A 25809-nucleotide genomic window follows, 5' to 3' on the forward strand; every position below is an offset into this window, starting at 1 on the left:
GGCTCGCCGCTCGAGAGTTTCCCGCCGTGAGCCAAGCCCCTCTAGTCAGCATCGTCATTCCCGCCTTCAACCCACGCTTTTTCAGCCAGGCTCTGGAAAGTGCCTTGGCGCAGACCTATCAGCCACTGGAGATCGTTGTTTGCGACGACAGTGCCGGCGATGAAATCCAGCAGATTGCCGAGAGCTTCGTCGAGCCGGTGCACCCTGTGCGTTATCTGCGCAACCCGCAGCGCCTTGGATTGCAGAAGAATATCCTGCGCTGCGTCGAGGAGGCTCGCGGTGAGCTGATCAAGGTCCTGTGTGACGACGATCGGCTGTTCGCTCCGAGTATCGCCCTGCAAGCTCCGGTGCTGCTCGATAACCCCGATGTCAGTCTGGTGTGTGCGTTGCGGGTGTTCAGTGATGCAGGGAATTTCATCCTGCCGTCGCGAGTCGATAACTGTCGCTTCACCCATGACAATGCGGTGCTCAAGGGCGATGACATGCTGGCGATCTTCGAGAGCACGCCGCGCAATTTCCTCGGTAACTTCAGTTCCGCGCTGATGCGTCGTGCCGATGTGCTGGAGCTGCTTCCGGCGTTGATCCAGGAAGGCGCCGGTTTTGTTGCGCTACTGGATTTTGCCCTGTTCATCTGTCTGATGCGTCGCGGCAATCTGGCGGCGCAGGTGACAGTATTAGGTTGCGAGCGACTTTATTCTGGGCGTCTGAGTAATACGCCGGAAATGCTCAAACTGGCGAAGAATGAGTGGACCTGGTTGGTGCAGATGCTGGCCGCGCGCAGCGGTGAATCGGCGCCGGCGGCGGGGTGGGTGCGTTATGTCGATCTGTCGCGGGCAGCCGAGCAGCCGCGTAACTGGCAAGAGCTTTGCGTGACCCGTGTGCTGGGTAATCGCAGTACGGTGGTCGATGGTCGGGTCGGTGGCGAGAGCATCAGCTACGAGGGCTTCTATCGGGAATGGCTGTCAGTGCGCAAATTCTCGGCGGTGGAACAGCGACTGATGCCTCAGCGCATCGACAGCTGGCCGCGACGGGTGCAGTTGGTAGTGGTGGTTCTTGATTTCGAAGACGATAGCGAAGCGCTTGCGCGGACCCTGGACAGCATCGATGCTCAGTTGTACGCCTCTGCGGCGGTGCTGGTGTTGTCGAGGGGCGAAGCCCTAGTGGCAGAGCGAGAGCGAGTCCTGCTCCAGCCGTTGCGCGAGGACTGGGTGCAACAGCTTAATGAATTGATACCGCAGTTGGAGGGAGGGGATTGGTTTTATCTGCTGCAGGCCGGTGACCGCTTGCAGCAGTCGGCGCTACTGATCCTTGCCGAGCGCATTGCCAATACTCCGGCCATGCTGTGTGCCTATAGCGATGAAGGTGCGCTGGTTGAAGGCGAGTCGTCGGAGCCGGTGTTCAAACCCGACTTCAATCTCGACCTGATGCGCTCCTATCCCTATGTCGGCCGCGCCCTGGCTTTTTCTCGCGCGCACTTCATGGTCGAGGGCGGTTTTGATCCGGCCCGTGGTGAGCTGGCGCCCCATGATCTGCTGTGGCGGATGGTGGAGACCGCTGGGCCACAGACTATCGAGCATATTGCCGATATCCAGTTGGAGTCCGAGTTGAGCTTTGCCCAGTGGTTGTCACGGCCCCAGGTGATTGAGGGCAGTGAAGGGCTGGTGGCAGCGCATCTGCAGCGGATTGGCGTGGAGCACCGGATTGTTCATGACGATCTGCCCTTGCTCAATCGTATTGACTATCTGCATGGTAGCCGGCCACTGGTGTCGATTCTTCTGCCGTGCGGCGACTCTCTGGCGACGTTGCAGCGCTGTGTCGAAAGCCTGATCGAGCAGACTGCCTATAGCCACTACGAGATTGTGCTGGTGGATGCCGGCAGCCGCGATCCTGCGATGACGGATTGGTTGGCGGCCATGGCTCAGTTGGGCGGCGCAATGCTACGGGTCCTGCCTTATACCGGTCCGAACAACCATGCCGCGCTGATCAACAGTGCGGCGAGCCAGGCTCGTGGCGACTACCTGTTGCTGCTTGATCCGAGGGCGTTGATCTGTAGCGGCGACTGGCTGGATGAGTTGCTCAATCAGGCTCAGCGTCCTGAGGTGGGGGTTGTTGGTGCGCGTCTGTTGGATGTCGACGGTTGCATTCTCCAGGCCGGTCAGGTGCTGGGGATGGCTGGGCCAGCAAGCTCGCCCTTTGTCGGCGAAGCCATGGGGGCTCGTGGTTACATGCAGCGGTTGCAGGTGGTGCAGAACTGGAGTGCGGTTAGTGGCGATTGCCTGATGGTACGCAAGGAGGTCTTCGATAGCCTGGGCGGTCTGGATGAGCAGGCATTCGCGGGCGAGCTCGGAGAAACCGATCTGTGCCTGCGAATCGACCGCGACGGCTATCTGGTGGTCTGGACGCCGTACGCCAGCCTGATTCTGACGCCGGCCTCCGTCGTCAGTGATGACCGTGAACAGCAGCAGGCACATGATGCCGAGCAGGAGCGCTTCTATCGGCAGTGGATGCCCAAGGTTGCGCGCGATCCGGCCTATAACCCGGCTTTAAGCCTGGGTTACTCCAGCTTCAGCCTGGAGCCTTCGTTGCGCAACAACTGGAATCCGTTCTGCAGTCGGGCGTTGCCGTTGATCCTGGGGCTGCCAGTCAACAGTTCTGCAGTGGGGCATTACAGGGTGACGGGGCCGCTGACGGCATTGGAGGAAGCAGGACGGGTGATTGGTCGAGTGGCCTACGAGTCGCCGTCCACGGTAGAGATCGAGCGTCTGTCGCCGGATACCATCATCCTGCAGTGCCGGTATAGCGATGGCGCGGCCAGTGACATTCTGCGGATGAAAAAGTACTCCAGTGCCCTGCGGGTTTTCGAGCTCGATGACTACATCGTCAGTGCGCCGAAGAAAAACACCCATGCCCGTAACAAGCCTGTGAACACCGAGCAGATGCTGCGCGAGGGGATTGGCCTGTGCGATCGCGTAGTGGTGACTACCCAGCCTCTGGCCGATGCGTTGTCGAGTATGCACAGCGATATCCGCGTGGTGCCCAACATGCTGGCGCTCGACCCCTGGGCCAGCTTGACCAGTCGTCGTGGCACCTCCCGCAAGCCACGGGTGGGCTGGGGCGGTGGCACCAGCCATACCGGAGACCTGGAGATCATTGCCGAGGTGGTGCGCGAGCTGGCCAACGAGGTCGAGTGGGTGTTCTTCGGAATGTGTCCCGATGCCTTGCGTCCCTACGTGCATGAGTTTCATTCGGTGACCAGCCTGCAGAATTATCCGTTCAAGCTGGCCAGCCTGAACCTGGATCTGGCGCTGGCGCCCCTGGAGTTCCATATCTTCAACGACTGCAAGAGCAATCTGCGGCTCTTGGAATATGGTGCCTGCGGTTACCCGGTGATCTGCACCGATACCGAGGCCTATCGCGGTTTCCTGCCGTGCACCAAGGTCCGCAGCAACAGTACCGAGGAATGGTTGCAGGCGATCCGCATGCACCTGTCCGACCCGGCTGCCAGCTATCGCATGGGGGATGAGCTGCGCGAGGCGGTGCATCGCGACTTCATGCTGCGCGACGACAACCTGCGGCATTGGTTGTGGGGGTGGTTGCCGGATTGATCGGATCAGGGCTCGTGATCGCCCCGTCGCGAGCCGGTTTTCCCCATCGTCGCCCTGTCGGGGCGGCTGTATGTATCGTCCTCTGCCGTGCCCCAAGCGCCGCTCGCGTAATTGGCGCACTTCCTGCAAGTCCTCTTCATATCGCCATAAAACCTTCACTGCAACGTGGTGCAAGGTAGCCGTTGGCTGCGAATGAATCTTTGCGTCTGGCGCTAAACCAGGCCTCAAGAGGGCTGATTCAGCCCACGAAGAGCAAGAGGACAGTGATGAAAGCAGTAATTCTGGCGGGTGGGCTGGGTACGCGAATCAGCGAGGAGTCTCACCTCAAGCCCAAGCCCATGATCGAAATCGGTGGCAAGCCAATTCTTTGGCACATCATGAAGCAGTATTCCGCCCACGGGATTCATGACTTCGTGATTTGCCTGGGCTACAAGGGCTACGCGATCAAGGACTTCTTCGCCAACTACTTTCTGCACACCTCGGATGTGACCTTCGACATGCGTAACAACCGCATGGATGTGCATCAGAACTACAGCGAGCCCTGGAGCGTGACGCTGATCGACACCGGGGAGGAAACCATGACCGGTGGGCGCCTGCGCCGCGCCGCGCGCTACCTGCAGGATGAGCCGGCGTTTTGCTTCACCTACGGTGATGGCGTGTCTGATTTGAATATCCGCGCGCTCTTGGACTTCCACCAGGCCCACGGCAAGTTGGCGACCGTGACCTCGGTGCAGCCGCCGGGTCGCTACGGTGCCCTGGAGCGAAGCGGCGACCAGGTGCTGGGCTTCACGGAAAAACCCCGGGGCGATGGTGGCTGGATCAACGGCGGCTTTTTTGTCCTGTCGCCCAAGGTGCTGAGTTACATCGACGGTGATCATGTCAGTTGGGAGGCCGATCCTCTGGAGCGCCTGGCCAAGGAAGGGCAACTGCACGCCTTTGAACACGGCGGTTTCTGGCAGCCCATGGACACCTTGCGGGACAAGAATCATCTAGAGCAGCTATGGCAGAGTGGGGAGGCCCCATGGAAGCAATGGGACTGAGCCCGGCGTTCTGGCAGGGCAAGCGCGTCTTGCTCACCGGCCACACCGGCTTCAAGGGCAGTTGGTTGGCCCTGTGGTTGCAGAGCCTGGGAGCCGAAGTCACGGGCTTTGCCCTGGCCCCTTCGACCACGCCGAGCCTGTTCGAGTTGGCCCGGGTGGCTGAGGGCCTCAATGATCAGCGCGGAGACCTGCGAGACCTGGGCGCCTTGCTCGAGCTGATCGCCGAGACCCAGCCGGAAATCGTCCTGCACCTGGCGGCCCAGCCCTTGGTGCGAGAGGGGTATCGCGACCCTTTGGGCACCTATTCCAGCAACGTCATGGGTACCCTCAACCTGCTCGAGGCGATTCGCCAGGCTGGCGGTGTGCGCGCCTGTGTTCTGGTGACCACCGACAAGGTTTACGCCAACCAGGAGTGGCTGTGGCCCTACCGGGAAAACGAAGCCCTGGGCGGTCATGATCCCTACAGCAGTAGCAAGGCCTGCTGCGAGTTACTGGCGCAGTCCTACGCTGCTTCGTTCTTTGCCCCCGAGCGTCATGCCGAGCACGGCCTGGCCTTGGCCACGGCGCGGGCCGGCAATGTCCTGGGTGGCGGCGACTTCGCCCCTGAGCGGTTGATTCCCGATGTGCTTCAGGCCTGGTTGGCGGGGGAGCCGGTGACCTTGCGTTATCCCAAGGCGGTGCGCCCTTGGCAGCATGCCCTGGAACCCCTGGCGGGCTACCTGCAACTGGCCGCAGGCTTGTACGAGCAGGGACCTGCGTTCAACGGTGCGTGGAACTTCGGACCGGGCGAGGCGGACATGTGCAGCGTCGGCGAGGTGGTGGAGTTGCTGGCTCAGCGCTGGCCCGATTCCCCGGGGCTGCGTGTCGAGCCCAGTGATCTGCACGAGGCCGGGCTGCTACGACTGGACAGCAGTCGCGCCCGCCAGCACTTGGCATGGCAGCCGCGCTGGTCGTTGCGACAATGCCTGGAGCACACCTTGGACTGGCACCTGGCCTGGCGCGCAGGGGAAGACATGCGCGCGGTCAGTCTCAACCAATTGAATCTCTACAAGGAACGAGCATGAATGAAGTCAAACTCCAGGCATTGCGCCTGGAAGGGCTTTATCTGGTCCAGCAAAAGGTCTTCAGTGACGAGCGCGGACGGTTCGCCCGACTGTTTTGCCAGACTCGCCTGACCCTGGAAGGACGCTCCTTCGATATTCGCCAGATCAACCACTCGCGCACTTCGGAGTGCGGCAGTGTGCGAGGCCTGCACTTCCAGCAGGCCGGGTTTGCCGAAGCCAAGCTGATTACCTGCCTGCGGGGAGCGATCTGGGACGTGGCGGTTGACTTGCGTCCCGAGTCGCCGACCTTCCTGCAATGGCATGCCGAAGAGCTGCGTGCCAATGATGGACGCAGCCTGCTGATTCCCCGTGGTTTTGCCCACGGCTTTCAGGCTCTCGAAGATGACAGTGAAGTGCTGTACTTCACCGACGCTGACTACGCCCCGGAGCATGAAGCCGGTCTGTCGGTGAGCGATCCGGCCCTTGCCATTAACTGGCCGCTTCCGGTGCGAAACCTGTCGGCCAAGGACGCTTGCCATCCGCTACTGAACGCACAGTTCCCGGGCGTGCGCCTGTGAGGTTGCCGGCCATGAAGGTGCTGGTCACCGGTGCCACCGGCTTTGTCGGCCAGCACTTGGTGAGCGCCTTGCTGGAGCGGGGGTTTGCGGTGCGCGCAGTAGCCCGCCGGCGTGAGCCCGCCGAGCGCTTGCCCTGGTTCGCGGCGGTGGAGTTTGTCGAAGCCGACGTGCATGCCGCCGACCTCGACGTGACCGTGTTGACCGCCGGGATTGACGCCCTGGCTCACCTGGCCTGGCCCGGGTTGCCGAACTATCAAGCCTTGAGCCACTTTGAGCGCACCCTGCCGGCGGACTACGGTTTTATCAAGCAGGTGGTGCAAAGCGGTGTACGGCAAGTGCTGGTCACCGGTACTTGCTTTGAGTACGGCCTGCAAAACGGTGCGTTGAGCGAAGAAACGGTGCCGCAGCCCGTCACGCCCTACGGGTTGGCCAAAAATACCCTGCGCCTGTTCCTTGAAGCCCTGCAGCGCGAACAGCCGTTCACGCTGCAGTGGGCGCGCCTGTTCTACCTACACGGTGCGGGACAGAACCCCAAGAGCCTCCTGGCCAGCCTGGATCGGGCCATCGACGCCGGTGATGCGGTGTTCGACATGTCGGCAGGCGATCAGTTGCGCGATTACCTAGCCATCGAAGCGGCGGCCCAGTGGCTGGCACGCCTATTGGCCCAGCGCGAGGTGACCGGGGTGATCAACTGTTGCAGCGGCCAGCCGGTTTCCCTGCGGGCCTTGGTGGAACAGCGGGCCCGGCAACGTCACTCGAATATTGCCTTGAACCTAGGGCACTACCCTTACGCCGCCCACGAACCCCTGGCGTTCTGGGGCGTGAACCAGCGTTTGCAGCGCTTGGCAGGAGACGCCCATGAGGCATGAGTTGTATCGCGCCACCGGTTTGCCGGTGTTGCAGAATCGCACTTTCGCCACGGCCGAACAGGCTAGGACTTCAGGCCACGCCGATATCGTGTTGGTGCAGGACGCCGATAGCGGCTTGATCTTCAATCAGGCCTTTGATGCCGACAAGCTCAGCTACGACAGTGACTATCAGAACGAGCAGGCCCACTCGGGCCAGTTCCAGCGGCACTTGCAGGATGTCGAGGGCGTGATCGCCCGGCATTTTAAAAACCGCAAGCTGATTGAAGTGGGCTGCGGCAAGGGATATTTCCTCGAGATGCTGCGCGATCGCGGCTACTCGATCACTGGCATCGACCCCTCCTATGAGGGCGACAACCCGGAGGTGATCAAGGCGCCGTTCACCCGTGAACTGGGACTGGCCGCTGATGCCATCGTGTTGCGCCATGTGCTGGAGCACATCAGCCATCCTGTGGGGTTCCTTGATGAAATTGCCAAGGCCAACCAGGGGGGGCAGATCTACATCGAGGTGCCGTGTTTCGACTGGATACTCGAACACCGTGCCTGGTTCGATGTGTTTTACGAGCACGTGAATTATTTCCGCCTTGAGGATCTGCGCCGGATGTTCGGTACCGTGCATGAGGCCGGGCATCTGTTTGGCGGCCAATACCTGTATGTGGTGGCGGATCTGGGCAGCTTGCAGTCGCGTTTGCAGGCGCCGGTTCAGCCCCTGCAGATGCCAGCCGATTTCACCGCCAGCATCGAATCCGCCAAGCGTATCATCCAGGCCGCTCCACAAACCGGCACCGGCATCTGGGGGGCGTCCTCCAAGGGCGTGATCTATTCGCTGTTCCTGCAACGGGCAGGCGTAGCGGTAGATCAAGTGGTGGATATCAATCCGGCCAAGCAAGGCCGTTACTTGCCACTGAGCGGCATGCGAGTGTCATCACCGCAAGAGGCCATGGAAGCATTGCCCGTGGGCGCCAATCTGTTCGTGATGAACTCCAACTACCTCGAAGAAATCAAGCGCATGACCGATGGCCGTTATGTCTATCACGCCGTCGATAGCGCTTCATTCAGCTAATTTGTCAGTGAGAATCGAACATGACCGAGAAAAACGTCATCCAAGCGTTTGAAGAAGAATGCCAGGCACAGATCAGTGCTCAGGGCCAGGATGAGAAGCTCAAGGGCCTGGCCCGTGATTTTTTCAATGAGTCCGCGGAGCACAAATACAGCTATCACTTCTCCTGGATGGGGCGGCCGATCATTCAGTTGCCCCAGGACATGATGGCGATGCAGGAGATCATCTGGCGGGTCAAGCCGGACCTGGTGATCGAATGTGGTATCGCCCATGGCGGTTCGATCATCTACTACGCCTCGCTGCTGGAATTGCAGGGGCATGGTGAAGTGCTGGGCATCGACCTGGATATCCGCGCCCACAACCGTGAAGCCATCGAGCAGCATCCGATGAGCAAGCGCATTCGCATGATCGAAGGTTCGAGCATCGATCCGGTCATCGCCGAGCAGGTTCGCGCTGCCGCGCAGGGCAAGAAGGTCATTCTGGTCCTGGACTCCAACCACACTCACGATCACGTGCTCGAAGAGCTGCGCTTGTATGCGCCGCTGGTGTCGGTCGACAGCTATTGCGTGGTCATGGATACCGTGGTCGAGGACATGCCGCCGACCTTCTTCCCTGATCGCCCATGGGGGCCAGGGGACAACCCGAAAACCGCGGTCTGGGCCTATCTGAAAGAGAACGCTGACTTCGAGATCGACTACCAGATGCAGAACAAGTTGCTGATCACCGTAGCGCCGGATGGTTACCTGCGTCGGGTTCGCTGAATATCAATGGTTGCAGGTTCCGGGCGCTTGGCCGGTTGTGGGGAAGGGCATATGTGGGTTGAAGACAAAGCAATGAACAGTAGCGCAGCGCCGATGAGCGAACGTTTCACTCTGGTGGTGATGACCCACAATCGCAAGGCGTTCCTGCAACGCACCTTGCAGTACTACAGCACCTATCCCTGCTCGATCCTGGTTCTGGATTCTTCCCAGGAGGCGGACGAGACTCTGGCCGAGCGCTATCCCGAGGTCGACTACCGGCATCTGCCGCAGTTCGGCTACAAGGGCCTGCAGGACAAGCTGACTTACGGTGTCAACCTGGTCAGCACGCCTTACATGGCGTTCGCTGCCGACGACGACTTCCTGATTCATGATGCCCTGAATGCATCGGTGGAGTTTCTTGAGGCCAATCCGGACTACGGTCTGTGCCATGGCTACGGGATGATGTACCTGGCTCGGGCTGCAGAAACCAACTACTACCGTCGAGATTGCCGGGTGATCGAGGATTATGCGTCCGACGATCCCCAGGATCGGGTCATGAGTTTCATGGGGCAGTTCTTGCCTCCGTTCTATGCCGTGACGCGCACCGACCTGCTGCGCCAGTGGTATAACCGGCTGCCGCCCGAAGTGAGTTTCGAGTGGCAGGAAATCGGCCACTGTTTCTATCTCCTGGCTTGTGCCAAGGCTCGGATCCTGCCGATTCCCTATGCCGTGCGCGAGGTCAATTATGGCGCTTCCGAGCACAATACCAACGTCTTGACGGTGCTGACGTTCAAGGACGCCAGGTCGGTGCAGCAGCGTGAAGACTTTGCCGCGTTTCTTGCTACGCTGCCCAGCGGTTTCAGTGGCCGGGATCAGCAGCAGGTGAAGCAGATTGCCCTGGACAGTTTTGCGGCCATGGCCGAGTGCCTGCTTGCTGGACGCTCCCTCAGGGGTACGATGATTTTCCGTTCGGCCTGGGTCGAGGTGGGCGGTGAGCCGGTACGTTCCTTCGGCCCCGAGCAGTTTGTCGAAATGCCGTTCTACAACAAGCCGATGTTCGATCTTTTGACCCAGTTCGAGTTCCTCATGCACGCCATGCCGGCGGGACGGGTCCAGCTCAAAGAGCTCGAAGGCGTGCTGTTGCGTCAGGAAGAACTGATGCGGGTGCATTCCAACGACACTGTGCAGACCGTGCGCAGTCGTCTGTGGGAAGCCCTGACCTTGAACCTGTTCAACCGCGAGGTGGTCAAGCGCCTGGCCGAGTCGATGCGGGAGAGCGACGAGCCGGAGGAGGCCAGCAAGCTACAAGTCTGGGCCGAGCGGCTTGATTCGGTGCCTGGGCCGGACAGTCGTGCGCTGTTCAATGGCACTGAATCGGGACGTCTGCTCAGTTGGCTGGAGGCGCGTTCGCCGGAGCCGGCGCAGTTGAATGCCATCAATGCTCACCTGGCACGCCATGCCGGCGGCCCTCAAGTGCAGATCCTGCTGCTCGATCTCGACGCCGACATGGTCAAGCTGCAAGCCAGCCTTGACAGCCTGGTGGCTAGCCATTTCAAGGCCTTCAAGCTGGTGGTGCTGACCACCGGCGACTTGCCGGCCACCACCAGCGCTCAGGATACCTTGCACTTCGTCAAGGTCACTGAGAGCAACTATGTAGAGCGGATCAATCAGGCCCTGGCTCAGTCCCGTGCCGACTGGGTACTGCTGGCCGAGGCCGGTGACCAGTTCACTGCCAGCGGCCTGCTGCGGGCCAGCCTCGAGCTGCTGGGCGCCGAAGGTATTCGTGCGGTTGCGATGGATGAAGTACAGCGCCGTAGTGATTTCACCCTGAGCCCGGTGTTCCGCCCGGGGTTTAACCTTGACCAGTTGCAAAGCGCGCCGGGATTGATGGCTCGGCACTGGCTGCTGCAGCGCGAAGCTCTGATGCAGATCGGCGGTTTTTCCAGCGATCTCAAGCAGGCGTTGGAGTTCGATGTGCTGCTGCGATTGATCCAGGAGGGTGGCCTTGCTGGTCTGGCCCACCTGGCCGAACCACTGTTGATCTGCCGTGCTCCGGCAGATGACGCCGGCACCGAGGAGCGGCAGGTGCTGACCCGCCACCTGGCGGCACGGGGCTATCGCGCCCAGGTCAGTTCGGCGCAGCCGGGCACTTACCAGATCGACTATCAACATGCCGAACGGCCTCTGGTTTCCATCATCCTGGCAAGCCAGGATAATTTTGCCGAGTTGCAACGTTGCCTGGTCAGCGTACTGCAGCGCACCCGCTACCAGCGCTACGAAGTACTGATCGCCGAGAACCATAGCCAGAACGCCGAGCTCGACAGCTGGCTGGCTAGCCTGGAGCGCCAGGGTGATCGTATTCGTGTGCTGCGCAGCGAACAGCGCTTGAGTGTCTCGGCCCTGCACAACGCCGCGTGTCGTGAGGCCAAGGGCGAGTACCTGGTGCTGCTATCGTCGGATGCCGAGGTGGTCAACGCCAACTGGATCGAGAGCTTGCTCAATCAGGCCCAGCGCCCCGAGGCCGGGGTGGTTGGTGCACGATTGGTCAATGAGCGCGGCATGACCACCCAGGCGGGCCTGATCCTCGGCCTCAATGGTCATCTGGGCGCCGCCTTCGCTGGAGAGGCCAAGGATGCTCCGGGCTACATGAACAGCCTCTGGGTGGAGAAGAACTACTCGGCGGTATCCGGCGTCTGCCTGATGATCGCCAAGGCGTTGTTCGAGGCCGTAGGTGGTTTGGACGAGGAGCATTTCGACCAGGCCTTCGCCGATGTCGACCTGTGCCTGAAGGTGGCCGATTCCGGTTATCTCACCGTCCTGACTCCGCAAGCGCAGGTCATGCATCCCGGCACCCTGGCGCAAGATCCACAGGCCTTGGCAGCCCTGAAAGACAAATGGGCGGCGCGCTTTGCGCAGGATACGGCCTACAACCAGAACCTGGCGTTGACTGGCAAGGGCTTTGCGCTGGGGGCCGCGAGCGCGGTGAACTGGAACCAGTTGCTGGGATAAGGAATCAGTGATGTTCAACGGCAAATCCATTTTCATTTCCGGTGGCACCGGCTCCTTCGGGCGCAACTTCATTCGGCGCCTGCTGGAGCAGTATCAGCCCAAGCGAGTCGTGGTGTTTTCCCGTGATGAGCTCAAGCAGTACGAGATGCAGCAGACCTTCAATGCGCCCTGCATGCGTTACTTCCTCGGTGATGTTCGCGATGCCGAGCGCTTGCGCCAGGCGATGCGTGGTATCGACTATGTGGTGCATGCCGCGGCGCTGAAACAGGTGCCGGCGGCTGAATACAACCCTACGGAATGCATTCGCACCAACGTCAATGGCGCTGAAAACATCATTGCTGCGGCCATCGACAACGGGGTACAGAAGGTCGTTGCCTTGTCCACCGACAAGGCTGCGAGCCCGATCAACCTGTATGGCGCCACCAAGCTGCTGTCGGACAAGCTGTTCGTGGCGGCGAACAACATCGCGGGTGAGCAGGCCACTCGATTTGCCGTGGTGCGCTATGGCAACGTTGCAGGTTCCCGAGGCTCAGTGGTGCCGTTCTTCAGCCAGCTGATTGCCAAGGGTGCAACGGAGCTGCCCATTACCGATGAGCGCATGACCCGCTTCTGGATCACCCTGGACCACGGGGTGCAATTTGTTCTGGACAGCTTCGCGCGGATGCACGGCGGGGAGATTTTCGTGCCGAAGATTCCGTCGATCCGCATCGTCGATCTGGCCTTGGGGATGGCCGCGCACTTGCCACACAAGCAGGTGGGAATTCGTCCGGGAGAGAAGCTCCATGAGTTGATGGTGCCTCTGGATGATGCGCGCATGACCCTGGAGTTCGACGATCACTACACGATCCAGCCCTCCATCCGCTTTACCAGCGTCAACGTTGATTTTGCCGTGGACGGCAAGGGCGAGCGGGGCGTTTCTGTGGCCGAGGATTTCGAGTATCGCTCCGATACCAATCCGGAGTTTCTGTCGGTCGGGCAGATAGCCGAACTGCACACCGGGATCGCACCATGATTCCCTATGGTCGCCAAAGCCTTGACCAGGAGGATATCGATGCCGTGCTGGGGGTCTTGCACTCCGACTGGTTGACCCAGGGGCCAACAATCGAGTCTTTCGAGCAGGCAATGGCGACCGTCTGCAAGGCAGCCTATGGCGTAGCGGTGTGCAACGCCACTGCCGCCTTGCATATTGCTTGCCTGGCGGCGGGCCTGGGGCCGGGCGATAGGTTATGGACCACTCCTAACACGTTCCTCGCGTCGGCCAACTGTGGTCGTTACTGTGGTGCGGATGTGGACTTTGTCGATATTGATCCGCGGACCTGGAACCTCGACGCCGAGGCATTGGCCCTCAAGCTGCAAGCGGCCGAGGCCAGCGGGGCATTGCCCAAGGTGGTGATCGCGGTGGCGTTCTCGGGGCAGAGCTGTGATATGCGACGCCTGGCGGAACTGGCCGAGCGTTATGCCTTCACCTTGATCGAGGATGCCTCCCACGCGGTGGGCGCCAGCTATGCGGGGCGTCCGGTAGGCTGTGGAGAGTTCGCTGCGATGACGGTGTTCAGCTTTCATCCGGTGAAGATCATCACCAGTGCCGAAGGTGGAATGGTCATGACCAATAACCCGGAGCTGGCGGATCATCTGCGTCGTCTGCGTAGCCATGGCATGACCCGCGACCCGGCGCAGATGGTGGGCCAGAGCCATGGCCCATGGTATTACCAGCAGGTCGAACTGGGCTTCAACTACCGCATGACCGATCTTCAGGCGGCGCTCGGGCGTTCGCAGTTGAATAAGCTACCGGGCTTTTTGCAACGCCGGCGTTATCTTGCAGAGCGTTATCAGCATCTGTTGCAGGGCCTGCCGTTGAGCCTGCCCCAGGCTCAACCTGATGCTCACTCGGCCTGGCACCTGTATGTCGTGCGCTTGCAACTCCAGCACATCAAGCACTCGCACCGTGAGGTCTTCGAGGGGCTGCGCAAGGCTGGGATCGGAGTCAACCTGCATTACATCCCAGTGCACCTGCAACCCTACTACCGGGATCTGGGTTTTGCTGAGGGTGATTTCCCCGAGGCGGAGCGTTATTACGCCCAGGCCGTCAGCTTGCCGATGTATCCCGGACTGACGGATGACCAGCAGGACTATGTTGTACAGCAATTGCGACATTGGATTCAGGAGCTGTAGCGCCATGAGCTCGATCGCGATTATCCCCGCCCGAGGTGGCAGCAAGCGAATTGCGAGGAAGAACCTCAAGCCCTTCGATGGCGTGCCGATGCTCGCCCGTTCTATCGATAAGGCGCTGGGTTCGGGGTTGTTCCAGCGCGTGGTGGTCAGCACCGACGATCCCGAGATCGCCGAGCTGGCCATTGCCTGTGGCGCAGAGGTGCCTTTTGTCCGACCGCAGGCTCTGGCGGATGACTTCACCGGCACTGCGGCGGTGATCGTGCATGCCTTGCAAGCGTTGCGGGAGCTGGGGCAGCAATTCGAATATGCCTGTTGCATCTATGCCACCGCCCCCCTGTTGCAACTGCGTTTTTTGCGCCAGGGGCTGGCGTTGCTGGAGCAGCATCAGGACAGGTCGTTTGCCTTTTCGGTGTGCAGTTTTGGTTTTCCGGTGCAACGGGCGCTGACGCTAGACGAGCAGGGCGCTCTGGGCGCGCTGTATCCGGAGTTCAGTCAGGCCCGCTCCCAGGATTTGCCCGTGGCCTATCAGGATGCGGCGCAGTTCTATTGGGGTAGAAGCCAGGCCTGGCTGGAGGGGGAGGCGTTGTTCTCTTCTCGCAGCTTGCCGGTGATCCTGCCGCGTCACCTGGTTCAGGATATCGACACTGAAGAGGATTGGCGGCGGGCGCAATACCTGTACGCCGCGCTCAAGGCCGCAGGAGAGCTGGAGTGAGGGTGCTGATCCGGGCTGACGCCTCGCCGGCGATCGGCAGCGGCCACGTGGCCCGCTGCCTGACCCTGGCTCAGGTGTTGCGCCAGCAGGGGGCCGAAGTTGCATTCGCCTGCCGTCGCCTGCCCGGCAATCGCTTGGCGGCCCTGCAAGCTGAAGGTTTTCCGACCTTTGCACTGCCTGAGTTCTATACCGATGAGAATCCTCGGTTGGGTATCGAAGCGCCCTTGCCCTGGCAGGCCGATATCGCGGCACTGCAGGAAGCCCTGGTAGATCAGCCGGCCTTCGACTGGGTGCTGGTGGATCACTATGGCCTTGATCATCAGTGGCAAAGCGCCGCTCGCCGATGGGCGCCGCGGATCGCCGCGATCGATGATCTGGCCAACCGCCGGCATGCCGCAGATCTGTTGCTGGACCAGAACTTCAGTGGTTCGGCCGAGGCGTATGCCGGGTTGTACGGCACGCAGTGCCGGACCTTGTTCGGGCCGCACTTTGCCTTGCTGCGTGAGGAGTTCCGGCGCCCTCCGATCCTGATTCGGCCGCAGGCCCAGCGGCTGCTGGTGAACTTTGGAGGTTTCGATGCTGCCGGCCAGACCCATAAGGCGATGCTGGCGCTGGCGGACTTGCATGAACTGCAGGTGGATTTTGTTGCTGGCAGTGGCAACCCGGATTGGCAGGCCATGCAGGTGCTGGCAGCCGACCGGCCGAACTGGCACCTGCACAGTTATGTGAACGACTTCGCTGGGTTGCTGGCCGAAGCAGACCTGTGCCTGGGGGCCGGGGGCGGTACCAGTTGGGAGCGTGCAGTGCTGGGCGTGCCTACGTTGTGCATCACCGTGGCCGGCAATCAGCAGGCCAATGCCCGGCTGTTGGCTGAAGCGGGTGCCCACTTGTACCTAGGGCCTTGTGAGCAGGTGGAAGTCGGACAACTGCGCGATGCCGTGAAGCTCATGCTGGGCAACCCTGGATTGCGCCACAGCCTGGCTGCTCGTGCCCGGAAACTGGTCGATGGCCTGGGCTCGCAGCGGGTGGCCGCGGCGCTGTTTGCGGCGGCAGTTCGTCTGCGACCGGCGACCCTCGACGATGCCCGGCTGCTATTTGACGGGCGCAATAGTGATCTGGTCAGGCGCTGGTCGCAGCAGCCCGAGGCCATCGACTGGTCGAGCCATGTGCAGTGGCTGGAGGCCTGTCTGAGCGACCCACAGTGTTTGCTGCTGATCGCCGAGTTGCCAGATGGCCCTCTGGGAATGCTGCGTTATGACCGGGAGGGAGGGCAGGCCGAGGTGTCGATCTACCTGTTCGCCGGACGCTTGGGGCTAGGCTGGGGGCAGGTTCTACTGGAGCAGGGGGAGGCCTGCCTGCTGCGCCATTGGCCCGATGTGCAGCGCCTGCGGGCACAGGTCCTGTCGAATAACCAAGTGTCGCTGAGTTTGTTTCGCCGGGCTGGCTATCGCCAAGGCGCCTGCGAATTCACCCGTATGTTGAAGGAACATCTGGATGACTAGTTTCAAGATTGGCTCGCGCTTCGTGGGCGCCGGCCATGGGCCGTTGATCATTGCGGAGATGAGCGGCAACCATAACCAGTCGCTGGATGTGGCCTTGCAGATTGTCGAGGCAGCGGCCAGGGCCGGTGCCCATGCACTGAAGTTGCAGACCTATACCGCCGACACCATGACGCTGGACCTCGCTCAGGGCGAGTTCTTCATCAAGGACCCGGACAGCCTCTGGGCCGGATCATCGCTCTACCAGCTGTACCAACAGGCCCACACACCCTGGGAATGGCATCAGCCGATCTTTGCCCGGGCCAAGGCCCTGGGCATGCTGGCCTTCTCCACGCCATTCGATGAGAGCGCCGTGGATTTCCTGGAAAGCCTCGACGTTCCGGCCTACAAGATCGCCAGTTTTGAAAACACCGACCTGCCTTTGATTCGCCGGGTGGCCGCTACCGGCAAGCCGCTGATCATTTCCACTGGCATGGCCAGCATTGCCGAGCTGGACGAAAGTGTCCGGGCTGCACGACAGGCGGGTTGCCGCGATCTGGTGCTGCTCAAGTGCACCAGCACCTATCCTGCATCACCGACCAACAGCAATCTGCTGACCATTCCTCATCTGCGGGAGCTGTTCGGCTGTGAGGTGGGCTTGTCCGATCACAGCATGGGTGTCGGTGTGTCCGTGGCGGCGGTGGCGCTAGGTGCCACAGTGATCGAGAAACATTTCACCCTGGATCGAGCTGCCGGTGGGGTCGACGCCAGCTTCTCCCTGGAGCCTGCAGAGATGGCCAGCCTGGTGCTGGAAACCGAGCGGGCCTGGCAGGCCATGGGGCAGGTCAGCTATGGCGCCACCCAGGCCGAGAGCAAATCACTGGTTTACCGCCGGTCGCTGTATGTCACCCAAGACATGCAGGCCGGAGAGCTGTTCAGCGCCGACAACGTGCGGGCCATCCGTCCCGGGCTGGGGCTCGCTCCCAAGCACTATGACGCCCTGCTTGGCCGTCGCGCGCGCCAGGCCCTCAAGCGCGGCACCGCGCTGGACTGGGCATTCGTCGAGTAGCCCTTTGTATGGCAGTTTCGGCAAAATAGCGTGACCTGTGAGTCATAACGTGCATCTTCACTGTATTGTATCGCCCGGGAAGATGGCGCCAGCCCTGTGTGACAGGTCCAGTGATAGCCCTTGGTTCTTCCCGATACCGCCGTGTTTCGGCGCAAGTATCTGTGTTTTTTCGGCAGCCCCTGCTCGGTCATCGCGCGGGGGTATTGAGCTGTTTATTATTGGGAAGCCGTAATGATTGGCATAAAAAGCATTGCGAGCTACGTGCCTGTAGCCGGCGTGGACAATTACGCACAAGGTGCAAAATTCGCCAAGGATGAAGAGTTCATCCTGGGCAAGATCGGTTCGGCCTTCCTGCCGCGCAAAGACGCCGGGCAAGAAACCTCCGATCTGTGTGTCGAAGCAGTCAATGCATTGTTTGCCGCTAACCCGGAACTCAAGCGCGAAGCCATCGATGTGTTGATCGTGGTTACCCAGAACGGTGACGAAGAAGGTTTGCCTCACACCGCGGCGATCGTACAGGACAAACTGGGCCTGCCCACCACCGTCGCGGCCTTTGATATTTCCCTGGGTTGCTCCGGGTACGTCTACGGCATCTATGCCATCAAGGGGTTCATGGAAGCTGCTGGCCTGAAGAATGGCCTGCTGGTCACCGCTGACCCTTACTCGAAGATTGTCGATCCCGAAGATCGCAATACCACCATGCTGTTCGGTGACGCCGCCACGGCCACCTGGCTGGGCGAGGACGCCACCTGGCAGCTGGGCAAGGCCAAGTTCGGTACCGATGGTTCGGGGGCTCCGCACCTGAAGGTCACCGATGGTGTGTTCTTCATGAACGGCCGCCAGGTGTTCAACTTCGCTCTGCTGAAAGTGCCGGCACACCTGCACGAGTTGCTGGATGAGTCGGGGCTGAAGTCTGACGATATCGATGCCTTCTGCATTCACCAGGGCAGCGCGGCGATCGTCGATGCGGTGGCCCGGCGTTTCGAAGGCAACCCCGACAAGTTCATCAAGGACATGGTGGAGACCGGCAATACCGTGTCCTCCAGCATTCCGCTGCTGCTGGAAAAGCACATGTTCGATTCCAGTTGGAAGCGCGTTGCCCTCAGTGGCTTCGGCGTTGGTCTGTCCTGGGGATCGGCCATCATCTACCGCTCCTGAGTTTCAGCTCGCAGCGGCACAGATAGCGCTCAAGGTGTAATCTTGAGCGCTATTTTTTTGCACGAGTGATAAGCGAGGCGGCATGAGCGACAGCTTTGAACACAACGCCCGGGTGATTGGTGAGCGCTGGCCGGCGCTGCTGGCACGGGTGCAGGCTGAGGATGCTGCTGTGCTGCAGGCGGATCTGGTGGAAGGCCTTGGCTCGACCCTGAGCATTGGCGGGGTCCAGCTGACCAGTCGCCATGATCGCAGTCGCGAGGCTCAGGTCCAGGCCGCCAGCCTGCCTGAGGCGGCGGTATTGCATCTTTACGGCTGTGGCTTGGGTGACCTGCAAATGGCGTTGCTGCAGCGGCCGGGGCTGGAGCGTCTGTATGTGCACATTCTCAATGGCGCACTGTTCAAGCTGGTGCTGCAACTGCTGGAACAGCAGGCCTGGCTGGCTGATCCGCGGGTCGAGTTGTTGTATGCCGGCGACCTGCCGGAGATTGCATTGCCGTTTTTCGCCCTGCCGGCCGAGCTGGTGCTGGCCGATGACTACAACGCGAAGATCCGCGATCGGTTGATCAGCGAGACTCATCTTTCCTTCAATAATCGTTTGTTTGCCGCAGATACAGCGGATATCGCCGAGCGCCTGGCTGCCATTGAGCCTTGGGTGGGGATGGATCGCGATATTGCCGAGCTGTTTGATCGCCATCCCGGGAGCGAAGTCTTTGTTATCGCTACGGGGCCGAGCCTGGAGCATCACTATGCGGCATTGCGCGCCGTGTCCGGCCAGGCGCAGCGGCCGCTGCTGATCTGTGTCGATACGGCATACCAGCCGCTGCTCAAAGAGGGCATCCGGGTGGACCTGGTGGTGAGTGTCGACCAGCGAATTTCCACCCGGCACCTGCCTGCTCAAGGCAGTGACTGCACCGCTCTGGTGTATATGCCGCTGGCGGACCCGCAGGTACTCGAGGGCTGGCTCGGGCCGCGGTATGTGGCGTATTCCGCCAGCCCGGTGTTCCAGGCATTGCGCCAGCGCATACCCCGGGCACAGCTGCATGCCGGTGGCAGCGTGATTCATCCGGCCGTGGATCTGGCGGTGAAGATGGGAGGGCGACGGATCACCCTGTTTGGTGCGGACTTCGCGTTCCCCATGAACCGTACCCATGCCGGTTGGCATGACGGCGATCTTGGCCCGCAACTCGGCGCGGCCCGACACTGGGTGCTGGGTGGGCATGGGCAGCGAGTCAAGACCCAGCTTAATTTCCGCAGCTACCTGTGCGAACTGGAGCGCTATATCAGCAGTCAGCCTGAGGTGGCGTTTTTCAATACCAGTCGTGATGGCGCGATGATCCTCGGTACCACCTTTCACCCGGATTTTGCTCAATGAATCAGCTAGAGCCTGTGTTTTTCCGAGCCAGAGAGGTCGCCGATCTGTTTCGTCTGGGGCGTGATGTCGAGGCGGTGGGTGTCATGGTTGAGCTGTTCGATCCCATCCAATCGTTGGTGGACGGAGCTGCACCGCCTGTCCAGCAGGACTGGGCGCAATTGCTGACCCTGATGCTGGCATGCCAGGAAGGGCAAAACTGGTTGGGGTTGGCCGACTATCTGGAGTACGAACTGCTGGACTGGTTGCAGGCCGAGTTTGGCGGATGAGTGGTGCGACAGGCTGGACGAGTGTTTTGGGTGGGGATTTTCTGGCGTCAGTTTTTCGTTTGGTGTCGGCTTAACCCCTTGTTTTCCAAGGGATGGCCGGGTGATGGCAAATATTTTTGAAAAAGCCCTAAAGCAACTTGCATTACCGACGATAACTATTACGAAGGTTCTCTAGGCCATTACCCGGCGGTTGCCAGGGCCGGAAGCCGCAGTACCCAACCAACGAGGAATTCGTCATGGCTTTAACAGTAAACACTAACGTCACGTCGTTGAACGTTCAGAAAAACCTGAACCGCGCTTCCGACGCTCTGTCGACTTCGATGACTCGCCTGTCTTCCGGCCTGAAGATCAACAGCGCAAAAGACGACGCCGCCGGCCTGCAGATCGCTACCCGCATGACTTCGCAGATCCGTGGTCAGACCATGGCGATCAAAAACGCCAACGACGGTATCTCCATCGCCCAGACCGCTGAAGGCGCGATGCAAGAATCCACCAACATCCTGCAGCGTATGCGTGAACTGGCTGTTCAGTCGCGAAACGACTCCAACGGTACTCAAGACCGTGTTGCTCTGAACAAAGAATTCGGTCAGATGTCGGACGAGCTGACTCGTATCGCCAAGTCGACCAACCTGAACGGCAAGAACCTGATCGACGGTACTGCTGGTACCATGACCTTCCAGGTTGGTTCCAACACTGGTGCTACCAACCAGATCACCATCACTCTGGCCAGCGGCTTCGACGCTGCAACCCTGAGCGTGGATTCCGCGACCATCGCCATCACCGGTACTGACAGCACCACTGCTGAAGCCAGCACCAAAGCCGCTATGGACGCTATCGACAAGGCGCTGCAGACCATCAACTCCAGCCGTGCCGACCTCGGTGCTGCCCAGAACCGTCTGACCAGCACCATCTCCAACCTGCAGAACATCAACGAAAACGCCAGTGCTGCACTGGGTCGCGTACAAGATACCGACTTCGCTGCTGAAACTGCCCAGCTGACCAAGCAGCAGACTCTGCAACAAGCTTCGACCGCAGTTCTGGCCCAGGCCAACCAACTGCCATCCGCTGTACTGAAACTGCTTCAGTAATAGCTGGCTAAGCTTTGGCGGGGGAGTGCGCTGGTCGTGCTCTCTCGCTTTTTTACTTTAAGAGGTGATGGACATGGATATGAGCGTGAAGCTGAACTTGTCTTATCCAGCGGCCAAGCCGGTGACGCCTGTCGCTGACAAGCCCGTGGAGAAGCCTCGAGAGGTCGTTCCTGCAGTTGCCAAAACCGCAGCTCAGGACAGTAAGAAAGAAGCTCGGACCGAGCAGGAAAAGTTGAAAATGGCCGTTCAGGAAATTGAAAAGTTCGTCCAGTCGGTCAAGCGCAATCTAGAATTCTCGATCGACGAGCCTTCCGGAAAGGTCGTGGTCAAAGTCATTGCCAGTGATTCGGGTGAAGTGGTTCGCCAGATCCCCAATGAAGAAGTGCTGAAACTGGCCAATAGCTTGAATGATGCGAGTAGTCTGTTGTTCAGTGCCAAGGCCTGACAGCTGGCATGAAAATTGTTGCTGGTTACGTTTGAGCGCTGTTGTGGTCAAAAGACTGGCGGCACACTGAAGGGAGAGACACATGGCAAGTCCAATTCTACCGGGTACCGGCCTGGGTTCCGGCCTCGACACCGGTGCTATCGTCAAGGCGCTGGTAGCTGCTGACAAGGCGGCCAAGCAAGGCCAGATCGATCGCGCGACCACCACCAATAGCGCCAGCATTTCTGGTATCGGGACATTGCAGTCGTTGTTGTCGACCTTCCAGAGCACGCTGTCGGTTGCTGGGCTGGGAAGCTCTGTGAATCCCGCCTTTGCCGGTTTCGCTGCGACCTCCAGCGACAGCAAGACCGTAGACGCCACTGCAGACAACTATGCGGTTGCCGGCAAATACTCGGTTACCGTCAAAAATCTTGCAACTTCGTCAAAAGTGGCTAGTGCGGCTTTTAGCGGAGGAAATACCAGTGCCATTCCGAGTGGTACGTTAAACATCACTCAAAATGGCATTAACTACCCGTTGACCGTCGGCGCCAATGCGACGCTGCAATCGGTGCGTGACTCGATCAACGCCGATTCGAAGATGAACATGGCCGGGCTCAGCGCGAACATCGTGACCGACTCGTTCGGTTCGCGACTGGTGATCGGCTCCGAAAAAACCGGTGCGGGCACCGATATTTCTGTCAGCGGTATTGCTGGTTTGGAGATCGATGGCACTCAGCCGATGTCGAGTGATACCAATCCGCCTTCCGCCGCCTCATCCGGTAATATCGGTGGGCTGGCCAAGGACGCGGTTTTCAGCGTCGACGGCATGCAACTGACCAGCAAGACCAATACAGTCACGCAGGCCATTTCCGGTCTTAAGCTTAATCTGATTGCGCCAACCACCACGCCGATCACCGTGACAGTTGCCACAAACACTGAGGGTCTTAAAACCTCGATCCAGAAGTTTGTCGACGCCTATAACGCCGTGGCCAACGGCATTACTACGCTGACCAAGCCTTCCCTGGATGACAGTGGCAACCCGACCATCCCGGCACAGCTCACTGGTGACTCGCTGCCTCGTTCGATTCTGGCGGCTATTCGTGCACCACTGTCCGAAACGGGCGCCGGCGACAAGTTGACAGTGCTGGCGCAGTTGGGGATCACCACCAACCAGAAGACCGGTGCACTGGATTTCGACGACAAGAAATTCACGGCTGCCATGACCGACAAGAAGCTCGGTGGTGAAGTGCAGAAGCTGTTTACCGGCGATGGTACCAACCCGGGCCTGCTGGAACGCATGACTAACGCGATCAAGCCGTTTACCCAGGGCGTGGGTAGCATGACCGAGGGGATCCTGACCACTCGTACCAAGACCCTGGACATGACCAAGAAAAAGCTCAGCGATCAACAGGATGCCCTGGATCGTCGGGTGGCTACCCTGACAGCGGTACTGACCAAGAAGTACAACGACATGGACACCCTGGTGGGCAAGCTGAAGGCCACCGCCAGTAACATCACGTCTATGTTTGAGGCCTTGACCGCCCAGCAAAAAGGCTGATATTCACTCAGCGCCAAAAGCCCGGCAGCGTTTTTCAGCGCTCCGGGCTTTTGTATTTGGCCTAAAGTTTTTTGACGTTGCGTCGATATATTGCTTATACGAACCCTTGAGTTTTGAAGAGGTATTACATGAATCCGATGTTAGCCCTTCGGCAGTACCAGAAGATCGGTGCGCAGGCGCAGACCTCCGAAGCCAGTCCCCACCGTCTGGTGCAGATGCTGATGGAAGGCGGCCTGGATCGTATCGCTCAGGCCAAGGGGGCGATCGAGCGCAAGGATATCGCCAACAAAGGCATATTCATCAGCAAGGCCATCGGCATCATTGGTGGTCTGCGTGAAGGCCTGGACCTGGAAAACTCCCTGGATACCCTGGGGGATCTGGACAGTCTGTATACCTACATGATGAAGCGCCTGGCTGAAGCCAATATCAAGACCGATCCGAAGATTCTCGATGAGGTCGCCGATCTGCTGCGTACGGTCAAGGATGGCTGGGATGCCATTGCCGCACCGGGTCCGCAGTTTTAAGGAGGAACACCATGAGTGCTGTCCTGCAACGCATTGAAGAAACCCGTGAGGCGCTGGTCGGCGCCCTGGCCGAGCGCAACTGGCAAGCCATTGGCGAGCTGGACCTGGCGTGCCGTTCATGCATGGAGGACGTGCTCAGCGAGGCTGAGGTCGACGAGGCGGCACTGCGCGACAATCTGGAGGAGTTGTTGGGGGTCTACCGGCAACTGCTTGAGGTGGCAACAGGGGAGCGCCAGGCGATAGTCGACGAGATGTCGCAGATCCAGCAAGCACAGAACGCGGCAAAGGTTTACCATTTGTTCGGTTGATGTTGAGTTAATCCCGAATACTGCGCGCCATAAATTTGACTGTGCACGCTTTTTTGACTTAACTAGTGGCTGTTTTCAGATTTCAGGCGTCTATAAGGCAGAAAATGCCTACAAGCGCGTCTAGCTTGCCCCTTATCTGGGCATTGAGTTGACTAGGGAAGTTGCTATTGCATGTGGCGTGAAACCAAAATTCTGCTGATCGATGACGATAGCGTGCGCCGCCGCGACCTGGCGGTGATTTTAAATTTTCTTGGCGAAGAAAATTTACCCTGCGGTAGCCATGACTGGCAGCAGGCTGTCGGCTCTTTGTCGTCAAGTCGCGAAGTAATTTGCGTCCTCATCGGGACCGTAAATGCTCCTGGTGCACTTCTGGGCCTGTTAAAGACACTCTCAACCTGGGATGAGTTCCTTCCAGTGCTGTTGATGGGCGAAAATTCTTCCATTGATCTGCCTGAAGACCAGCGTCGTCGTGTGCTTTCCACCCTGGAAATGCCTCCCAGCTACAGCAAATTGCTGGACTCCCTGCACCGGGCCCAGGTCTATCGTGAAATGTACGATCAGGCCCGTGAGCGCGGTCGTCACCGTGAACCCAATCTTTTCCGCAGCCTGGTAGGCACCAGTCGCGCCATCCAGCATGTGCGCCAGATGATGCAGCAGGTGGCGGATACCGACGCCAGCGTGCTGATCCTTGGCGAGTCGGGAACAGGCAAGGAAGTGGTAGCGCGCAACCTGCACTATCACTCCAAGCGGCGCGACGCGCCTTTCGTGCCGGTCAATTGCGGCGCCATTCCGGCAGAGCTGCTGGAAAGTGAGCTGTTTGGCCATGAAAAGGGCGCGTTCACCGGTGCTATCACCAGTCGTGCCGGACGTTTCGAGCTGGCTAATGGCGGCACCCTGTTCCTCGACGAAATCGGCGATATGCCACTGCCGATGCAGGTCAAGTTGTTGCGGGTGCTGCAGGAGCGCACGTTCGAGCGCGTGGGCAGCAACAAGACCCAGGGTGTTGATGTGCGAATCATCGCTGCCACCCATAAGAATCTGGAAAGCATGATCGAGGTAGGCAGCTTCCGTGAGGATCTGTACTACCGCCTCAACGTGTTCCCCATTGAAATGGCGCCGCTGCGTGAGCGAGTGGAAGACATTCCGCTGCTGATGAATGAGCTGATTTCGCGAATGGAGCACGAGAAGCGCGGTTCTATCCGCTTCAACTCTGCCGCCATCATGTCGCTGTGCCGGCATGGCTGGCCGGGTAACGTTCGTGAGCTGGCCAACCTGGTGGAACGCATGGCGATCATGCATCCCTATGGTGTGATTGGCGTCGTCGAGTTGCCGAAGAAGTTCCGCTATGTGGATGACGAAGACGAGCAGTTGGTGGACAGCCTGCGCAGCGATCTGGAAGAGCGCGTAGCGATCAACGGTCACGCGCCAGACTTCGCCGCCACGGCCATGCTGCCGCCGGAAGGCCTGGACCTGAAGGACTACCTCGGCAGCCTGGAGCAAGGGCTGATCCAGCAGGCGCTGGACGACGCCAATGGCATCGTGGCGCGGGCCGCAGAGCGTTTGCGTATCCGTCGCACCACCCTGGTGGAGAAGATGCGCAAGTACGGTATGAGCCGTCGTGAAGGTGATGAACAGGCGGATGATTGACGCCGGTTTTTCAAGTCTTTGAAAACTGGGTGGTTTTTTTTAGGCACGGGTATTGCTAAGTCTCTTGCAACGTTCCGTTTAACTGACGGTCA

22 protein-coding genes are annotated in these 25809 nt (G+C 59.9%); all 22 read left to right on the plus strand.

The features are described from left to right. The first annotated feature begins 26 nt into the window (after window positions 1-26). The 22 genes from AC07R1_RS17515 to AC07R1_RS17620 all read left to right on the plus strand — a co-directional run bounded on the left by AC07R1_RS17515 (window position 27) and on the right by AC07R1_RS17620 (window position 25717). A complete protein-coding gene (locus AC07R1_RS17515) occupies window positions 27-3605 on the plus strand; it encodes a glycosyltransferase (RefSeq protein WP_495110783.1) in 3579 nt (1192 codons plus the stop codon). A gap of 266 nt (window positions 3606-3871) precedes the next feature. Next, window positions 3872-4645, plus strand: coding sequence for a glucose-1-phosphate cytidylyltransferase (gene rfbF, locus AC07R1_RS17520; protein ID WP_183000571.1), 774 nt, complete (start codon window positions 3872-3874; stop codon window positions 4643-4645). Beyond that, a complete protein-coding gene (rfbG, locus tag AC07R1_RS17525; RefSeq protein ID WP_047336041.1) occupies window positions 4627-5709 on the plus strand; it encodes a CDP-glucose 4,6-dehydratase in 1083 nt (360 codons plus the stop codon). The genes rfbF and rfbG overlap by 19 nt, the downstream gene beginning before the upstream one ends. Next, the gene (rfbC, locus tag AC07R1_RS17530) at window positions 5706-6266 is read left to right on the plus strand and encodes a dTDP-4-dehydrorhamnose 3,5-epimerase (RefSeq protein WP_047336042.1); all 561 of its coding nucleotides are present in this window, start codon (window positions 5706-5708) and stop codon (window positions 6264-6266) included. Before rfbG ends, rfbC begins: the two co-directional genes overlap by 4 nt. Before the next feature lie 11 nt (window positions 6267-6277). Beyond that, window positions 6278-7135, plus strand: coding sequence for an NAD-dependent epimerase/dehydratase family protein (locus AC07R1_RS17535; protein WP_232644382.1), 858 nt, complete (start codon window positions 6278-6280; stop codon window positions 7133-7135). Further along, window positions 7125-8195, plus strand: a complete 1071-nt coding sequence (locus tag AC07R1_RS17540; protein WP_047336043.1) for a class I SAM-dependent methyltransferase — start codon at window positions 7125-7127, stop codon at window positions 8193-8195. The genes AC07R1_RS17535 and AC07R1_RS17540 overlap by 11 nt, the downstream gene beginning before the upstream one ends. A gap of 20 nt (window positions 8196-8215) precedes the next feature. After that, the gene (locus AC07R1_RS17545) at window positions 8216-8953 is read left to right on the plus strand and encodes a cephalosporin hydroxylase family protein (RefSeq protein ID WP_047284504.1); all 738 of its coding nucleotides are present in this window, start codon (window positions 8216-8218) and stop codon (window positions 8951-8953) included. Between the two features lie 51 nt (window positions 8954-9004). Then, window positions 9005-11941 (plus strand): TIGR00180 family glycosyltransferase, encoded by a 2937-nt coding sequence (locus AC07R1_RS17550; RefSeq protein ID WP_495110784.1) that lies wholly within the window; start codon window positions 9005-9007, stop codon window positions 11939-11941. Window positions 11942-11951: 10 nt separating this feature from the next. Continuing rightward, window positions 11952-12953: a UDP-N-acetylglucosamine 4,6-dehydratase (inverting) gene (gene pseB, locus AC07R1_RS17555; protein ID WP_183000575.1), complete on the plus strand. Its 1002-nt coding sequence runs from the start codon at window positions 11952-11954 to the stop codon at window positions 12951-12953. Next, on the plus strand, window positions 12950-14113 hold the full coding sequence (gene pseC / locus AC07R1_RS17560) for a UDP-4-amino-4,6-dideoxy-N-acetyl-beta-L-altrosamine transaminase (protein ID WP_495110785.1): 1164 nt from the start codon (window positions 12950-12952) through the stop codon (window positions 14111-14113). The genes pseB and pseC overlap by 4 nt, the downstream gene beginning before the upstream one ends. Before the next feature lie 4 nt (window positions 14114-14117). Continuing rightward, complete coding sequence (gene pseF, locus AC07R1_RS17565) at window positions 14118-14825, plus strand: pseudaminic acid cytidylyltransferase (protein ID WP_015634623.1); 708 nt, start codon at window positions 14118-14120, stop codon at window positions 14823-14825. After that, the gene (pseG, locus tag AC07R1_RS17570; protein WP_495110786.1) at window positions 14822-16327 is read left to right on the plus strand and encodes a UDP-2,4-diacetamido-2,4,6-trideoxy-beta-L-altropyranose hydrolase; all 1506 of its coding nucleotides are present in this window, start codon (window positions 14822-14824) and stop codon (window positions 16325-16327) included. Before pseF ends, pseG begins: the two co-directional genes overlap by 4 nt. Then, on the plus strand, window positions 16320-17372 hold the full coding sequence (pseI, locus tag AC07R1_RS17575) for a pseudaminic acid synthase (RefSeq protein ID WP_053156932.1): 1053 nt from the start codon (window positions 16320-16322) through the stop codon (window positions 17370-17372). The genes pseG and pseI overlap by 8 nt, the downstream gene beginning before the upstream one ends. A gap of 231 nt (window positions 17373-17603) precedes the next feature. After that, a complete protein-coding gene (locus tag AC07R1_RS17580; RefSeq protein ID WP_011059962.1) occupies window positions 17604-18530 on the plus strand; it encodes a ketoacyl-ACP synthase III in 927 nt (308 codons plus the stop codon). A gap of 82 nt (window positions 18531-18612) precedes the next feature. After that, on the plus strand, window positions 18613-19902 hold the full coding sequence (locus AC07R1_RS17585; RefSeq protein ID WP_495110787.1) for a motility associated factor glycosyltransferase family protein: 1290 nt from the start codon (window positions 18613-18615) through the stop codon (window positions 19900-19902). Then, window positions 19899-20168 carry a hypothetical protein gene (locus tag AC07R1_RS17590; RefSeq protein WP_495110788.1) on the plus strand — a complete coding sequence of 90 codons (270 nt, stop codon included), beginning with the start codon at window positions 19899-19901 and terminating at the stop codon, window positions 20166-20168. Before AC07R1_RS17585 ends, AC07R1_RS17590 begins: the two co-directional genes overlap by 4 nt. Before the next feature lie 236 nt (window positions 20169-20404). After that, the gene (locus AC07R1_RS17595) at window positions 20405-21256 is read left to right on the plus strand and encodes a flagellin domain-containing protein (RefSeq protein WP_183000580.1); all 852 of its coding nucleotides are present in this window, start codon (window positions 20405-20407) and stop codon (window positions 21254-21256) included. A gap of 73 nt (window positions 21257-21329) precedes the next feature. Beyond that, window positions 21330-21701, plus strand: a complete 372-nt coding sequence (locus AC07R1_RS17600) for a flagellar protein FlaG (protein WP_015634628.1) — start codon at window positions 21330-21332, stop codon at window positions 21699-21701. 82 nt (window positions 21702-21783) lie between these two features. After that, window positions 21784-23238, plus strand: a complete 1455-nt coding sequence (gene fliD / locus AC07R1_RS17605; RefSeq protein WP_495110789.1) for a flagellar filament capping protein FliD — start codon at window positions 21784-21786, stop codon at window positions 23236-23238. A gap of 128 nt (window positions 23239-23366) precedes the next feature. Next, complete coding sequence (gene fliS / locus AC07R1_RS17610; protein ID WP_011059968.1) at window positions 23367-23762, plus strand: flagellar export chaperone FliS; 396 nt, start codon at window positions 23367-23369, stop codon at window positions 23760-23762. Between the two features lie 11 nt (window positions 23763-23773). Beyond that, on the plus strand, window positions 23774-24070 hold the full coding sequence (gene fliT / locus AC07R1_RS17615; protein WP_011059969.1) for a flagellar protein FliT: 297 nt from the start codon (window positions 23774-23776) through the stop codon (window positions 24068-24070). A gap of 171 nt (window positions 24071-24241) precedes the next feature. Further along, window positions 24242-25717, plus strand: a complete 1476-nt coding sequence (locus AC07R1_RS17620) for a sigma-54 dependent transcriptional regulator (RefSeq protein ID WP_011059970.1) — start codon at window positions 24242-24244, stop codon at window positions 25715-25717. Window positions 25718-25809: the final 92 nt, after the last annotated feature.

The sequence above is a fragment of the Pseudomonas sp. GW821-FHT07F01 genome, assembly GCF_059418825.1.